The sequence below is a fragment of the Pseudomonas sp. genome (assembly GCF_030683065.1).
GTDB lineage: Bacteria > Pseudomonadota > Gammaproteobacteria > Pseudomonadales > Pseudomonadaceae > Aquipseudomonas.
This window is the reverse complement of sequence record NZ_JAUXMX010000047.1, coordinates 13,690-28,242: the sequence shown is the minus strand read 5'-3', so window position 1 is coordinate 28,242 and position 14,553 is coordinate 13,690. Positions and strand designations below refer to the sequence as shown.

General features: G+C 62.6%; 14 protein-coding genes. 9 read left to right on the top strand and 5 right to left on the bottom strand.

Going from position 1 to position 14,553, the window contains the following annotated elements:
* The first annotated feature begins 178 nt into the window (after positions 1–178).
* Entirely contained in the window at positions 179–934 is a 756-nt protein-coding gene (locus Q8K09_RS15685) for a transporter substrate-binding domain-containing protein (RefSeq protein WP_305255918.1), read from the top strand.
* 12 nt (positions 935–946) lie between these two features.
* Positions 947–2,461, top strand: a complete 1,515-nt coding sequence (locus Q8K09_RS15680; protein WP_305255917.1) for a GGDEF domain-containing protein — start codon at positions 947–949, stop codon at positions 2,459–2,461.
* 27 nt (positions 2,462–2,488) lie between these two features.
* Here the strand turns inward: Q8K09_RS15680 and Q8K09_RS15675 are convergent, their stop codons facing one another.
* The 3 genes from Q8K09_RS15675 to dksA form a co-directional block, all read right to left on the bottom strand.
* Entirely contained in the window at positions 2,489–3,019 is a 531-nt protein-coding gene (locus Q8K09_RS15675) for a hypothetical protein (protein WP_305255916.1), read from the bottom strand.
* A 137-nt stretch (positions 3,020–3,156) separates the two neighbouring features.
* Positions 3,157–4,044: a tRNA glutamyl-Q(34) synthetase GluQRS gene (gene gluQRS, locus Q8K09_RS15670; RefSeq protein WP_305255915.1), complete on the bottom strand. Its 888-nt coding sequence runs from the start codon at positions 4,042–4,044 to the stop codon at positions 3,157–3,159.
* Positions 4,045–4,173: 129 nt separating this feature from the next.
* Complete coding sequence (gene dksA, locus Q8K09_RS15665) at positions 4,174–4,617, bottom strand: RNA polymerase-binding protein DksA (protein ID WP_305255914.1); 444 nt, start codon at positions 4,615–4,617, stop codon at positions 4,174–4,176.
* A 196-nt stretch (positions 4,618–4,813) separates the two neighbouring features.
* Between dksA and Q8K09_RS15660 the strand changes: the two genes are divergently transcribed.
* Positions 4,814–5,995 carry a pyridoxal phosphate-dependent aminotransferase gene (locus tag Q8K09_RS15660; RefSeq protein WP_305255913.1) on the top strand — a complete coding sequence of 394 codons (1,182 nt, stop codon included), beginning with the start codon at positions 4,814–4,816 and terminating at the stop codon, positions 5,993–5,995.
* On the top strand, positions 5,985–6,692 hold the full coding sequence (gene sfsA / locus Q8K09_RS15655) for a DNA/RNA nuclease SfsA (RefSeq protein ID WP_305255912.1): 708 nt from the start codon (positions 5,985–5,987) through the stop codon (positions 6,690–6,692). Before Q8K09_RS15660 ends, sfsA begins: the two co-directional genes overlap by 11 nt.
* A gap of 192 nt (positions 6,693–6,884) precedes the next feature.
* Here the strand turns inward: sfsA and Q8K09_RS15650 are convergent, their stop codons facing one another.
* Positions 6,885–7,202, bottom strand: a complete 318-nt coding sequence (locus Q8K09_RS15650; protein WP_305255911.1) for a Rieske 2Fe-2S domain-containing protein — start codon at positions 7,200–7,202, stop codon at positions 6,885–6,887.
* A gap of 102 nt (positions 7,203–7,304) precedes the next feature.
* Positions 7,305–7,463: a hypothetical protein gene (locus Q8K09_RS15645; protein WP_305255910.1), complete on the bottom strand. Its 159-nt coding sequence runs from the start codon at positions 7,461–7,463 to the stop codon at positions 7,305–7,307.
* A 568-nt stretch (positions 7,464–8,031) separates the two neighbouring features.
* On the opposite strand from Q8K09_RS15645, the gene Q8K09_RS15640 reads away from it, so the two are divergent.
* The 5 genes from Q8K09_RS15640 to Q8K09_RS15620 all read left to right on the top strand — a co-directional run bounded on the left by Q8K09_RS15640 (position 8,032) and on the right by Q8K09_RS15620 (position 14,541).
* Positions 8,032–8,913, top strand: coding sequence for a ChaN family lipoprotein (locus Q8K09_RS15640; RefSeq protein ID WP_305255909.1), 882 nt, complete (start codon positions 8,032–8,034; stop codon positions 8,911–8,913).
* Positions 8,914–9,036: 123 nt separating this feature from the next.
* Positions 9,037–9,237, top strand: a complete 201-nt coding sequence (locus Q8K09_RS15635; protein ID WP_305255908.1) for a hypothetical protein — start codon at positions 9,037–9,039, stop codon at positions 9,235–9,237.
* A gap of 13 nt (positions 9,238–9,250) precedes the next feature.
* Positions 9,251–12,025, top strand: coding sequence for a sensor histidine kinase (locus Q8K09_RS15630; protein ID WP_305255907.1), 2,775 nt, complete (start codon positions 9,251–9,253; stop codon positions 12,023–12,025).
* Complete coding sequence (locus Q8K09_RS15625; protein WP_305255906.1) at positions 12,022–12,393, top strand: response regulator transcription factor; 372 nt, start codon at positions 12,022–12,024, stop codon at positions 12,391–12,393. The genes Q8K09_RS15630 and Q8K09_RS15625 overlap by 4 nt, the downstream gene beginning before the upstream one ends.
* Before the next feature lie 3 nt (positions 12,394–12,396).
* Complete coding sequence (locus Q8K09_RS15620) at positions 12,397–14,541, top strand: exonuclease domain-containing protein (protein ID WP_305255905.1); 2,145 nt, start codon at positions 12,397–12,399, stop codon at positions 14,539–14,541.
* The last annotated feature ends 12 nt before the right edge of the window (positions 14,542–14,553 follow it).

Here is a 14,553-nt window from a genome sequence, read left to right as displayed (position 1 = left end):
ATGCCGTGAGCCCGCGTGTGCTCTATGCCTTTGGTCTCGGCCTGTTGTATGGTGGCACTTTGGCGCTGAATTCAGACAGTGCGCGGCCGAGCGTCTGCCACTGACGCCCCTCTGCGGCGAGGTGAGTCGACGTCGTGGGGTTGTCTGAATAGCAATAAACTCTTCAAGGACCGCGACGATGGGCTCAGGTAAGACCCTTACTTCCCTGCTGGTGCTCAGCCTATTACTGGCTCAGGGCGCACATGCCGAAACCCTGCGTATCGCCACCGAGGGCAACTATGCGCCGTTCAGCTACCACGATGACAACGGTAGCCTGGCCGGCTTCGATGTCGAGATCGCTCAGGCCCTGTGTCGGCACATGCAACTCGACTGCGAGGTTCAGGCGATTGTCTGGGAGCAACTGATCCCCAGTCTGGAGTCAGATCAGGTGGACATGATCGTCGCCAGCATGGCGCGTACCGCCGAGCGTGAGCAGCGAGTCGCCTTCAGCGACTACTACTATCAGTCGCACTCGGTATTCGCCGGCAAGACCGGCATCGCCGCCGATAGTTCGCCCGCCGCGCTGGCGGGCCTGCGCATGGCGATTATCCGCGGCACCATCCAGGCTGACTTCGCCAAGCAACGCTATCCCCAGAGCCCGGTGCTGCTGGTCGACGATCAGGAGAAGGCCTTCGCCCTGCTGCTGGAGGGTCAAACCGACCTTGTGTTGTCCGACACCATAAACCTGCTGAGTTTCTTGCAGCAGCCGAAGGCCGCAGGTTATGACTTCATTGGCCGGCCCCTGCTCGGCGATACCCTGAATAGCAAGGCGCATATCGCCGTGCGCAAGAACGACCCCTTGCTGGGCCGGGTCAATCAGGCGCTGGAGGAAATTCGCCTGAATGGCGTCTACGATCGGATCAATCGTAACTACTTCCCCTTCAGCATCTACTGACAACCATCGCGCATGACTTCGCCACCCCCGCACTTTCGCCCCCGCCTGGCCACCACTGTCCGACTGGCTCTGGGTGGCTTGCTGCTGCTGTTCAGCCTTTCTGTCTGGGTGTCGCTGCCCCTGCTTGGTGGCATCGTCGATAAGGCCAATCAGGTGCGCGATGAGTATTTGCCCGACCTGACCCGTTGGCGTTACAACACCCAGCGCACCGAGCAGTTATATGGTTTCATCCAGACGCTCTACTGGAGTACCGACAGCCAGGTGGCGCGCAACAGTCGTTTGCAGGCCCAAGTGCTGCTCGACAGCTTCGCCTTCGCGCCGGGCAGTGTGCAGGTGGCCCAGGTTTCACGGATCTTCCTTGATATTCAGGCCTTGGCGCGGCTGCGCGATAGGCAGCGTTTCTTTCTGTCCGAGTTGCAGGCCCTGGCTGGCACCCTGCAACGCGATGATGCAATGTCCGGTGATGCTGCCCGCTTCGCCGCCTCCTGCACTCGACTCGGTTTGATTGGCACGGACTGGCAGGCATTGGCCCGCGAGGCGAACGAGTTACAGGCTCTTCTTTCTGCCGACCCTGCGAGGGTCTTCAGCGAGCTGCAGACCCGCTTCTTACAGTTACAGGCGCTGGAAGTTCAGATCGGCCAGACCTACCAGCAGGCCATCGAGCAGCAGAAACAACTGGCCGCCAGCTTCAATAGCGATACGGCGCTGAAGACCCAGCAGATTGCCGTGGCCGTCGAGAGGAAAGCGGATCAGATCCGCCTCTATGGCCTGGTGTCCATGGGGCTACTCGGCACTATTACCCTCGGCATGCTGTACGCCTTTCAGCGTCTCCTGCTGCGGCCGATCCTGCGCTGCACCCGGGCGCTGGAACAGCTCAATACCGGGCAACCGGTTCAGCTGCCGCGGCGCACCCTGTTCCATGAACTGGACACTATCTGTCAGAGCGTGAGCCAGTACAGCGATACGACCCGCCAGCTCCAGCGCGTTAACCAGGAGCTGCTGCAGTTGTCCCAGCAGGACGGTCTGACCGGCCTGAGCAATCGCCGCCACTTCGACGCCATGCTCGCCGCCGAACATGCTCGAACCAGCCGCCACGGTCACGACCTGGCGCTGATTCTCATCGATATTGATCACTTCAAGGTGGTCAACGACCGCTACGGCCACTTGCTCGGAGACGAGTGCTTGCGCCAACTGGCGGGCGTGCTACGCCGCTTCAGTCAGCGACCCGGCGATATCGCCGCCCGCTATGGTGGTGAGGAGTTCGCGCTGGTCTTCCCGGAAATGGGCCTGGAGCAGAGCCGGTTGCTTGCCGAACGCTTGCGCCAGACCGTCGCCGAATTGATCATCCTCAGCGATACGGGTGAACCGGTATCCTTCACCGTCAGCCTTGGTCTGATCCACACAGATCGAGTCAGCCAGCACACCCCGGCGAGCATGATTCATCAGGCTGATCTTGCCCTTTACCAAGCCAAACAACTGGGCCGCAATCGGGTCGAGATCGCCGAGGATGCTGTCGTAGCAACTTGATGGTATTCGCGGCGCAGCCTACTCGGCCTACTCGGCCTGCGCAGCCTTCATGGCCTCATAGGCCGGTGCGGCATAGATGCCGATTTCCACCGCCAGTGCCAGCACGCGCTCGAGGTCGTTGCGGTAGACCAGCACGGCTTGCAGTTCATCATCCAGCGCTTCGCTCAAGTTCACCAGGACATAGCCGCCGGTTTCCGGCGACAGGCTGCCGAGTTGCACCTGGATACGGTTGAGCGCTTTGAGCGCTTCGGTCTTGGCAAGCTGCTTGGGCTTGAGCACGAAGCTGACTTGCGGGCCGAAGGAGTCGACGATCTGCTGGAACAACTGCTCGTAGCTGTCGGCCTGGAACAGCACCGTATCCGGCAGGCTGCCGAGCACCACCCACTCACCGAGCGGGATCGGGAAGCTGTCGTCGTAGATGATATCCGGGTTGGCCGCGAGGAAGGCTTGCGGGTCGGCGTAGGCTTGGGCTGCCTCGTCGGCGATGCGCGCGACGTCTTCGGCGAGCATGCAGCCCGAGCTTATTTTGCCGATCAATTCTTCGAGCTGGGCTTTCATCGGTACGGTCCTGTAGGGCAGTTCAATAGTGGGGGCAAGGATAAGGTAAATGCGGCGTCGCGGCGCGCGCAACGTCATGCTCAAGCAGGACTCAGGAGCGGCGCGGGCGCCTAGCCCAATCGGTCACGCTCACGGCATCAGAGCAGTTGCGCCTCCGCCAGGGTGCGGCTATTCGGGATGCGCCCGGCGTCCCAGTGGCTGACTGCCCAGGCCAGCAGTTCGGGCGGGCGGGCCTGCTCCAGTTCGCCGGGCAGCGCTTGACCCAGGGCGCGTAGCGCGCGAACCAGCAGCGGGGCGGCCTGGTCGCTTGGCAGCGCTGGCGAGCGGTAACTCTTGCCCAGTTTGTGGCCATCCGGCTGGATGATCAGTGGCACGTGCAGATAGCGTGGATGCGCCAGGCCGAGCAGTTCCTGCAGGTACAGCTGGCGCGGGGTTGAGTCGAGCAGGTCGGCGCCGCGCACCACGTCGGTGATGCCTTGCCAGGCATCGTCGAGCACCACCGCCAGTTGGTAGGCATAGAAGCCGTCACGCCGGCGAATAACGAAGTCGCCTACTTCGCGGCCCAGGTGCTGGCGGTAGTCGCCCTGTACGCGGTCGATAAAGCCGTAGCTTGCGTCTGGCACGCGCAGGCGGATCGCGGCGTCCCGAGTGGGATGCCCGGCATCGCGACAGGTGCCGGGGTAGATCCCGTGGAAGCCCTCCAGTTGCTTGCGCGAGCAGGTGCAGGCATAGGCCTGGCCCTGCTGCAGCAAACGCTCGACCAGGGCGGCGTACTCGGCATGGCGGTCGCTCTGGCGCAGCAGTTCGCCGTCCCATTCAAGGCCGTAACTTTCCAGGGTGCTGAGGATGGCGTCCTGGGCACCGGCGACTTCACGCGGCGGGTCGAGGTCTTCCATGCGCAGCAGCCAGTGCCCGCCGACCGCGCGCGCGTCGAGATAGGATGCCAGCGCCGCGACCAATGAGCCGAAGTGCAGGTAACCACTGGGGGTGGGGGCGAAGCGACCGATATAAGCGGGAGCGTTCATACGGAGGAATATAGCGGCTTGTGCGCGAGGATGAGAACAATCGCAGTCCGTGCGGGTTGCCACAGGGGACGACCAGGATCGCGCAGTAGCAGAAACAACACGGGGCGCCGAAGCGCCCCGTGGGTCAGATCAGGAACCGATCTGTTTTTCCTTGATTTCCGCCAAGGTCTTGCAATCGATGCACAAGGTGGCGGTGGGGCGGGCTTCCAGTCGGCGGATGCCGATCTCGACGCCACAGGAGTCGCACCAGCCATAATCGTTGTCGTCGATCAGTTGCAGGGTTTCGTCGATCTTTTTGATCAACTTGCGCTCACGATCACGAGCACGCAGTTCCAGGCTGAACTCTTCTTCCTGGCTGGCGCGATCCGCCGGGTCCGGGAAGTTGGCTGCGTCGTCCTGCATGTGATGCACGGTCCGATCGACCTCCTGCATCAACTCCAGCTTCCACTTGTTGAGGATGCCGGTGAAGTGGGCGCGCATCGGCTCACCCATGTATTCTTCGCCCTTGGTTTCTTTATAGGGTTCGAAGCCACGAATCAGTTGGCTGCTTTTTGCTTTCGCTTTTGTAGGCATGGATGACCGCCCCTCACTCTATCTAGTCCACTGCGCAGGATGCTGTCCATGCCGGGAAAATCCCGGCCCTGCGGCTGCAAGCGGGCGAACTTACCAGAACAACCGAAGCCGCGCCACTCCCGGTTGTCATGGTTGCTGCCGTTTCGCTCAAGGCTTGGGTAGAATCCGCGCCTCAACCTCTATCCAAGGCAGGTCCATGACCCCGTCCTACAGTGCGCGCAGCCGCGCTATCGAACCCTTTCATGTCATGGCTTTGCTGGCCCGCGCCAACCAGTTGCAGGCCGCCGGCCACGACGTCATTCATTTGGAGATCGGCGAGCCTGACTTCACCACTGCCGCCCCCATTGTTGCTGCCGGCCAGGCTGCCTTGGCTGCCGGGCACACCCGTTACACCGCGGCGCGTGGGATACCGGCCCTGCGTGAAGCGATTGCCGGCTTCTACGCCCAGCGTTATGGCCTGAGCATAGACCCTGAGCGGATTTTAATAACCCCAGGTGGTTCCGGTGCGCTGTTATTGGCCACCAGTTTATTGGTTGACCCTGGCAAGCACTGGCTGCTGGCCGATCCGGGCTATCCGTGCAACCGGCATTTCCTGCGTCTGGTCGAAGGCGCCGCACAGTTGGTGCCGGTGGGGCCGGAGGTGCGTTATCAACTGACGGCGGATCTGGTCGCACGCTATTGGGACCAGAATAGCGTCGGTGCGCTGGTCGCCTCGCCGGCCAATCCGACCGGCACGCTGTTATCTCGTGAGGAACTGGGCGGGTTGTCCTGCGCCTTGAAAGAGCGCGGCGGGCACCTGGTGGTCGACGAGATCTATCACGGCCTGACCTACGGCGTGGATGCCAGCAGCGTGCTGGAAGTGGATGACGATGCCTTCGTGCTCAACAGTTTCTCCAAGTATTTCGGCATGACCGGCTGGCGGCTCGGCTGGCTGGTGGCACCGCCGGCGGCGGTGGCCGATCTGGAAAAACTGGCGCAGAACCTTTACATCAGCGCGCCGAGCATGGCCCAGCATGCCGCGCTGGCCTGTTTCGAGGCGCCGACCCTGGAGATTCTCGAGCAGCGCCGGCATGAATTCGCTCGCCGTCGTGACTTCCTGCTGCCGGCGTTGCGCGAGCTGGGCTTCAAGATTGCCGTGGAGCCCGAAGGCGCCTTTTATTTATATGCCGACATCAGCGCCTTTGGCGGCGATGCGTTCGCCTTCTGCCAGCACTTTCTGGAGACCGAGCATGTGGCCTTCACCCCGGGCCTGGATTTCGGTCGTTACCTGGCCAGCCAGCATGTGCGTTTCGCCTATACCCAGGATTTGCCGCGTCTGCAGCAGGCCGTCGAGCGGATTGCCCGTGGCCTGAAAAGCTGGCGCCCCGATGCGCTATGAACCCGCGCTGGAGCAGGGGCGCCTGCTGCGCCGCTATAAACGGTTTCTCGCCGATATCGAAACCGCCAGCGGCGAACTGCTGACCATTCATTGCCCCAACACCGGTTCGATGCTCAATTGCATGAGTGAGGGCGCGCGGGTCTGGTTCAGTCGCACCAATGATCCCAAGCGCAAGTTGCCGGGTACCTGGGAAATCGGCGAAACCCCACAGGGCCGCCTAGCGGTGATCAACACCGGACGCGCCAACGGCCTGGTCGAAGAGGCGCTGCGTGCCGGGTTGATCAGCGAGCTGACCGGCTTCAGCGCCTTGAAGCGTGAAGTGGCCTATGGCCAGGAGCGCAGCCGTATCGATTTTCGTCTGGATTACCCGAGTGGCGCGGCCTTTGTCGAGGTCAAGAGCGTGACCCTGGGCTTTGCCGACAGCCGGGTCGCGGCGTTTCCCGATGCACGCACTGAGCGCGGTGCCAAACACCTGCGCGAACTGGCAACGCTGGCGCGCGATGGCGTGCGGGCGGTGCAGCTGTATTGCGTCAACCTGACCGAGATCGACGCGGTGCGCCCCGCCGAGGAGATCGACCCGGTCTATGCGGCGGCTTTGCGCGAGGCGGTGAGCGCCGGTGTCGAGGTGTTGGCCTATGGCGCGCAGGTCACCCCGCAGGAAGTGCGCCTGACGCACCGGCTTGAGGTGCAGTTGTAGATTTGCTGCGCCGGGGTTTGGGTGGGGATTATCGGTGCGCGCGGCCTACGCGGCCCCGCACACCCTACGCGGTGTCGATCTCTCCAGGGTTGTTTGCGGGCTTCGACTTTGCGGGCAGTCACCGTAGGGTGCGCCGTGCGCACCGGCGTCCGAGGTTATAGCGTAGGACGCGGCAATCGGGGCCTTTCCAGGTTACGCCTCGACCCAGATTCCTTCGTGATTTTCCACGCAGGTTAGCGCGTGCAGCGACTGTCCGGCGCAGGGCCCGGCGACGCATTCGCCCGAATCGATGAGAAACAGCGCGCCGTGGGTGGCGCACTGGATCAGGCTGGCGCTGGTGTCGAGGAATTGATCCGGCAGCCATTCCAGGCTGATGCCCTTGTGCGGGCAGCGGTTGCGGTAGACGAACACCTGGCCGTCCTTGCGCACGGCAAACAGTTTTTCATCGTCAATCACGAAGCCCCGGCTCTGACCTTCGGCCAGCTCGTTGGGGGCACATAAACGGTTCATCGGCATCTCCAGCTCAGGCGGGCATTATCCCGGTCTGCGCTGGAAGTGGAAGGCGCATCCCTGCGCCAAGTGGAACTCGGTTTGCCTTTTGTTCGGCAGCGATCAGATTTCCCAGGCCATATTCACCGCTGCGTAGCGGCCCGGCTGGGTATAGCGGTCGAGGCCGACGTTGCTGGCGCTAAGGCCGCGCACATCGCCCCACTGCGAGTACTGCTTGTCGGTGAGGTTGAACAGCCCGGCATTTACCGCAAGGCTGTTCACTTAAGCCAAGTGAACAGCATTTTTTTGTAGCCCTGATGAAATCCGGGGGAAGTCTGGCGCTTGATAATCGCTCCCGGATTGCATCCGGGCTACGGGTGGGTGCATGGCTACGACAGGCGCCCAGAGATGGCCGCTTAAGTGAACAGCATTGCCGTAGGAGGGGACTTGTCCGCGAGTATTTGCTGGGCCTGCCGGCCCTTCGCGCCGAGGCCATGCTCCTACAGGGATTGCTGCGCGCTTGTAGGAGAGCGTCCCGTCCCGGCGTGAGCTTTTATGTGGAGTGTCTGTTACCCGCGGTCCCGGATTGTTTCGTCGATGCGCTCCTTGGCAGCCACCGGGGTCCAGGCCAACTCGCCACCGTAGTTGCTGCGTGCTACTCACCCAGTGCCCGAGAATGCAGGTGTATGCCGCTCAGGCTGAGCGCCGCGAGCCCCAACAGACTGATTGTGTTGGGCTTCGTTTTTCTGCACCAACCTACACTGTGCAGGCAATGGCTATTCTCGGGCAGGTTCCCGGCGTGTCTTCGCTGCTACTCTTTGCTTAGCCCTAAAACACCAAGGATTACCTTATGCGCCTGCTGCTTGTGTTCGCTGTCACTCTGCTGTCTGCTTGCCAGGCCTCCCTGGCGCCGCTGCCTGACTGGCAAAGTCCCGAGGGGCGTGAGCACGCCGATCTGGGGCAGATCGTCGACTTGCGTACGGGGCAGCGCCTGAGTCCGCAGCAATTGATCGAGCAACTGGCCCCAGTGCCACGGGTCTTGGTCGGCGAGGCGCATGACAACCCCGATCATCACGCTCTGCAGCTCTGGTTGCTGCAGGCACTGGAGGCGCAACGCCCGCAGGGCAGCCTGCTGCTGGAAATGCTAACGCCCGATCAGCAGAATAATGTCGATGCGGTGCGTGCCCGCTTGGCCACCGGGCAGCCGGTCGCCGATCTGCCTGCGGCACTGGTCTGGCAAACAGGTTGGGACTGGACGCTGTATGGGCCGATTGTGCAGCACGCGCTTGCCCAGCCTTACCCGCTGCTCGCCGCCAATCTGGATCAAACGCAAATACGGCGGATTTATCGCGAGCGCCCGACCTTGATTGGTGCACTGTCCACGGCGCCAGCAGTGCAGGAGCCCTTGCTGGCGCAAATTTTCACCTCGCACTGCGGCAAGCTGCCGAAGAGCCAGATGCCGGCCATGCTTGCCGTGCAGCAGCAGCGTGACCGGCGCATGGCCACGGCCTTGCTGGCTGCGCCACAGCCAAGCCTGCTGTTCGCGGGCACCTTTCATGTGCGGCGTGATCTTGGGGTGCCACTGCACTTGGCGGATCTGGGCGATCAAGCCGTCTCTCGGGTACTGATTCTGGCCAGCGTGGGACAATCGGTCAGCGCCGCTACCGCTGATTTTGTCTGGTATACCCCGGCGTTGCCGGCGCGCGATTACTGCGCCGATTTCGCCGGCTAGCAGGTGGTCTTCCTGCTTATTTAGTCGCGGTGCGTTAAAACCCATCCTTGCCTGGCCCCCTACCATGGTCGCGCAGTGCGCCGAGCGAATAATCGGCCACACTTAGCCGAGGAGGTTCGGGCTATGGCCAATCGCACACTGCGGGCACAGCGGCTGGTGGCTGTGTTCATGCTGGGCTGCTTGCTGTTCAGCTATCCCTTGCTGGCGCTTTTCGACAGCGGCGGCGAGGTGTTTGGTATTCCGCTGCTGTTTGCCTATCTGTTCGGGATCTGGGCGCTGCTGATCGTGGCGATGATCTTGGTCGTCGAGTGCTCGAACCGATGAGGAGGCGCTGCCCATGCCGCTCGGTGGCCTGATCCTGCTGACCTCCTGTGCCTACTTGGGCATCCTCTTCGCGATCGCCTACTGGGGTGATAAACGGGCCGATGCCGGCCGCTCGATCATCGCCAATCCTTATATCTATGCCCTGTCGCTGGCGGTGTACGCCACCTCCTGGACCTTTTACGGCAGCGTTGGCCGTGCCGCGGCCAGTGGGGTTGGCTTTCTGCCGATCTACCTCGGGCCAACCCTGATGGCGGCACTGTTCTGGCTGGTGCTGCGCAAGATGATCCGCATCAGCAAGGCCAATCGGATCACCTCGATCGCCGACTTCATCGCCGCGCGCTACGGTAAAAGTGCGCTGCTCGGCGGCCTGGTTACGCTGATTGCCGTGGTCGGCGTGATTCCCTATATCGCCCTGCAGCTCAAGGCGGTGTCGAGCAGCTTTTTGATCCTCTGGCAGTACCCGGCGATCCAGATGCCAAACCAGGGCGAGGCGCTCGGTCCGCTGCAGGACACCGCGCTCTATGTGGCGCTGTTGCTGGCGATCTTCACCATCCTGTTTGGCACCCGCCACCTCGACACTACCGAGCGCCACGAAGGCATGGTGGCGGCCATCGCCTTCGAGTCGCTGGTCAAGCTGCTGGCTTTTCTGGCGGTCGGCCTTTATGTCACCTTCGGTCTTTACCATGGCTTCGCCGACGTATTCGAGCAGGCCGCGCGCTTGCCCGATATTGACCAGTTGTTGACCCTTGGCGGCCCGGCCGGGACTTATGGCTCCTGGGCTTCGCTGATCTTTCTGTCGATGCTGTCAATTCTGTTTCTGCCGCGTCAGTTCCAGATCAGCGTGGTCGAGAACGTCAACGAGAACCACCTGGCCAAGGCCATCTGGTTGTTTCCGCTGTACCTGCTGGCGATCAATATTTTCGTCCTGCCGATCACCTTCGCCGGCCTGATGCATTTCCCTGCCGGCACAGTGGATGCCGACACCTTCGTTCTCACCCTGCCCATGGCCCATCAGCAACAGGCGTTGGCGCTGCTGGTGTTCATCGGCGGGCTGTCAGCCGCCACCGGCATGGTCATCGTCGAAACCATTGCGCTCTCGACGATGATCTGCAACGACCTGGCGATGCCGCTGCTGCTGCGCTGGAAGGCCCTCGGTCTGGCGCAGCGCACGGATCTGTCGGGGCTGCTGCTGGGCATTCGCCGTGGCGCCATTCTGCTGTTGATGCTGCTCGGCTATGTGTATTACCGCGCGGCAGGTGAGGCCTATGCGCTGGTCTCGATCGGCCTGGTGTCGTTCGCCGCAGTGGCGCAGTTCGCCCCGGCGCTGCTCGGCGGCATGTACTGGAAGCAGGGCACTCGCGCCGGTGCTCTGGCTGGCCTGTCGCTGGGCTTTCTGTTGTGGCTGTATACCCTGCTGTTGCCGGCGTTCGCCAAGTCCGGCTGGTTGCCGCTGAGTTTCATTGAGCAGGGGCCGTTCGCCATCGCCTGGCTCAAGCCGCTGGCGCTGTTCGGTCTGGCGGGGCTGGACGAGATCGGCCATTCGCTGTTCTGGAGTATGTTGGCCAACCTCGGCGCCTATGTCGGCGTGTCGCTGTTCAGTCGGCAGAGCAGTCGCGAGCATGCCCAGGCGCTGCTGTTCGTCGATGCCTTCAAGGTCGCTGGGCGTAGCTCCAGCTTGTGGCGCGGCAGTGCCTCGGTAACGGAGGTGATCGCGCTGGTCGGGCGCTTCCTCGGGCCGGTACGGGCCGCCGAGGCATTCGCCGGCTACGCCCAGCAGCAAGGCCTGGCATCGAGTAGCGAGCTGGTGGCGGATGCTGCCCTGGTGCACTTCGCCGAGCAGCAACTGGCGGGCGCGATTGGCAACGCCTCGGCGCGGGTGATGCTGGCCTCGGTGGTGCAGGAGGAGCCGCTCGGCATGGATGAGGTACTCGGCATTCTGGACGAAGCCTCACAGGTGATTGCCTACAGTCGCCGCCTGGAGCAGCAGTCACAGGAACTGGAGGCGGCCACCGGCGAACTGCGCGCGGCCAATGCGCGGCTGCAGGAGCTCGACCTGTTGAAGGATGACTTCATCTCTACGGTGACCCATGAACTGCGCACACCGCTGACCTCAATCCGCGCCTTCTCCGAGATTCTCCACGACAATCCCGAGCTGGACCCTGCGCAGCGCGCGCGTTTCGTCGGCATCATCGTCAAGGAGAGTGAGCGCCTGACGCGGATGATCAACCAAGTGCTGGACCTGGCCAAACTCGAGTCGGGACGTGCCGAATGGCACGCGGCCGCACTCGACCTGCAAGAGGTGATCGAGGATGCCCTGGCCACCACCAGTCAGCTGTTGCAGGAACAGGGTGTGGAACTGCGCCTCGACCTGCCGGCGCAGATTCCGCCGGTACTGGCCGACCGCGATCGCCTGCTGCAGGTACTGCTCAACCTGATCTCTAACGCGGTGAAGTTCTGCGACCGCGAGGCGGGGCGCATCGGCATCGCCGTGCAGGTGCTGCCCGAAGCATTGCAGGTGGATGTACGTGATAACGGCTGCGGGATCGACCCAGCCGATCAGCAGACCATCTTCGAGAAGTTTCGCCAGGCTGGCGACAACCTCACCGAGAAGCCGCAAGGCACGGGCCTGGGACTGCCAATCAGCCGGCAGATCATCGAGCACTTCGGTGGCCGCCTGTGGGTCCAGAGTGTGCGCGGACAGGGTGCAACCTTTTCCTTTACCCTGCCCTTGGGGCAGGCGAATGCGGCCGCGTCAGACGCAGGCCGCGAAACGGAGTATGGAGTATGAGTAAAACCGTATTAATCGCCGACGACGAACCGAATATCGTCATCTCACTGGAATTTTTGCTTGAACAGGCCGGCTACCAGGTGATGGTCGCGCACGACGGTCAGGAGGCTCTGGAGGCCATCCAGCGCAAGCCGCCAGACCTGGTGCTGCTCGATGTGATGATGCCACGCCTGAGCGGTTTCGACGTGTGCCAGAAGATTCGCGAGAATCCGCAGTGGCAGCATATACGTGTCGTCATGCTGACGGCCAAGGGCCGCGAGGTCGAGATCAGTAAGGGCCTGGCCCTGGGCGCCAACGCCTACATCACCAAGCCGTTCTCGACCCAGGCATTGCTGGCACAGATCGGCGCGCAATTGGCGGTTGAATAGCCCATGAGTCCACGTCTGCGTTTCGCCTTCTGGCTGGTCATCCTCAGCCTGTTGCTTGGCAGTTTGCTGGCGCTCGCAGGTAGCCTGTTATGGGCTGACTTGAGCCGCGAGGAGCGTGCCGCCGTGCTCGCCTTGATGGCCGGGCGTGGTGCGCTGCTGGTGGTGCTTTCCGGGTTTCTGCTGCTCCCGTTCGGCGTGCTCCTGCGCCTGTGGCTGGCGGCCTACCCAGAGGTGGTGATCCGCCTGAGCGAGGAGATCGACATCATTCGCCGGGTCAATCCCGCGCACCGTGTGGCCCTCACGGGTAGCCGCGACATGCGTCGGCTGGGCGCGGCCCTGAATGCCTTTGCCGAGGCGCATTGCGCACTGCAGCGTGAGGTCGCAGTGCGCGTTGAGGAAGCCAATGCGCGTCTCGAGCAGGAAAAGAATCGCCTGGCCGCGCTGATGTCGGAACTCGAACAAAGCGTGCTGGTGTGTAATCGCGAGGGGCGCATTCTGCTCTATAACAGCAGTGCCAGCCTGTTACTCGAACCGGATGCTGCTGGTCCGGCCGGTGCGCCGGTGGGCTTGGGCCGCTCGATCTTCGGCATTCTCGATCAGCGCCTGATCGTGCATGCCCTGGAGCGGGTCAGGCAGCGTCTGCAGCAGGAAAGTACCAGCCCGATAGCGCATTTCGTCACGGCACGAGGTACTCATCTGCTGCGGGCGCAGATGGCACCGGTGCTGGATCAGCATGGTGAACTGATCGGATTCGTCCTGATCCTCGATGACATCACCCGCTCGGTCGAACTCAACAGCCGTCGCGATGCACTGTTGCAGCAACTGACCGAAGGTACTCGGGCGGCCTTGGGCAATATCCGTGCGGCCGCGGAGACCGTGCAGCAATACCCGGAGATGGATGCCGAACGCCGTCAACGCTTTGGCCAGGTTATCAGTGACGAAGCGCAGCGACTTTCCCGGCACCTTGAGCAGACGCTGAGCCAGCATGCCGATCTGCTGCACCCGCAGTGGCCGCTGGAAGACATGCTGGCGACCGACCTGCTGCTTGCCTTGCAGCGTAACTTTGCCGCCACGCTTGGGGTTGTCGCCCGCTATGAGGGCGGCAATGAGTCGCTTTGGTTGAGTTTGGACAGCTATTCCCTGGTGCAGGCATTGACCCAACTGATGGGCGCCATGGTGGCCACACTGGGTATTCGTGAGGTGCAATTCGAGTTGGCCGTCGAAGGCCGTTTTGTGCGCTTGGCCCTGTGTTGGAGCGGGGCAGCACTCGACTCGCAGCAGTTGCATGAGTGGGAGCAGCGCCCATGCAGTCCGCTGGCCGAAGAGGATGCCGCTGCATCCACGCTCAAGGAGGTGCTGGAGCGGCATGGCGGCGAACTCTGGTGCCAGGCCAGTGCGCTTGTCGGCGACAATCGTCTGTATCTGCAGTTGCCGGTCAGCCAGCCGCAAACACAGGCGCCGCTCCCTTCCAGGGTTCAGGGGCGGCCGGTGTATTACGACTTCGATCTGTTCAGCCAGCCGGGGCAAACCCCGGAGCTCGATGAGCGGCTGTTGAGCGATTTGGCCTATACCGTGTTCGACACCGAGACGACCGGGCTGTCGCCTTCTGAGGGTGACGAAATCATCTCGATTGGTGCAGCGCGCATCGTTAACAGTAGGCTGCTGATGCAGGAATGCTTCGAGCAACTGATTGACCCGCACCGGCCAATCCCGCGCGAATCACAGCAGGTGCATGGCCTATCACGACAAATGCTGGCGGGGCAGCCGAGCATCGGCGAGGTGCTGCCGTTGTTTCAGCGCTTTGCCGAAGATACGGTGCTAGTCGCTCACAATGCCGCCTTCGACATGCGCTTCCTGCAACTCAAGGAGGCGCAGACCGGCATCCGCTTCATCCAGCCTGTACTCGATACCCTGCTGTTGTCGGCTCTGGTGCATCCGGGGCACGCGGCTGACGATCATCGACTGGAGCAGATCGCCGCTCGCCTCGGGGTGCACGTAGTTGGCCGGCATACCGCACTGGGCGATGCGATGGTTACGGGTGAGGTGTTCCTTAAGCTGATTCCCTTACTCGCCGAGCGGGGGATTCACACGCTCAAGCAGGCACGCGAGGCGTCACGCAAGACGCTCTACGCCAAGCTCGAGTACTAACGCAGGTAGGCT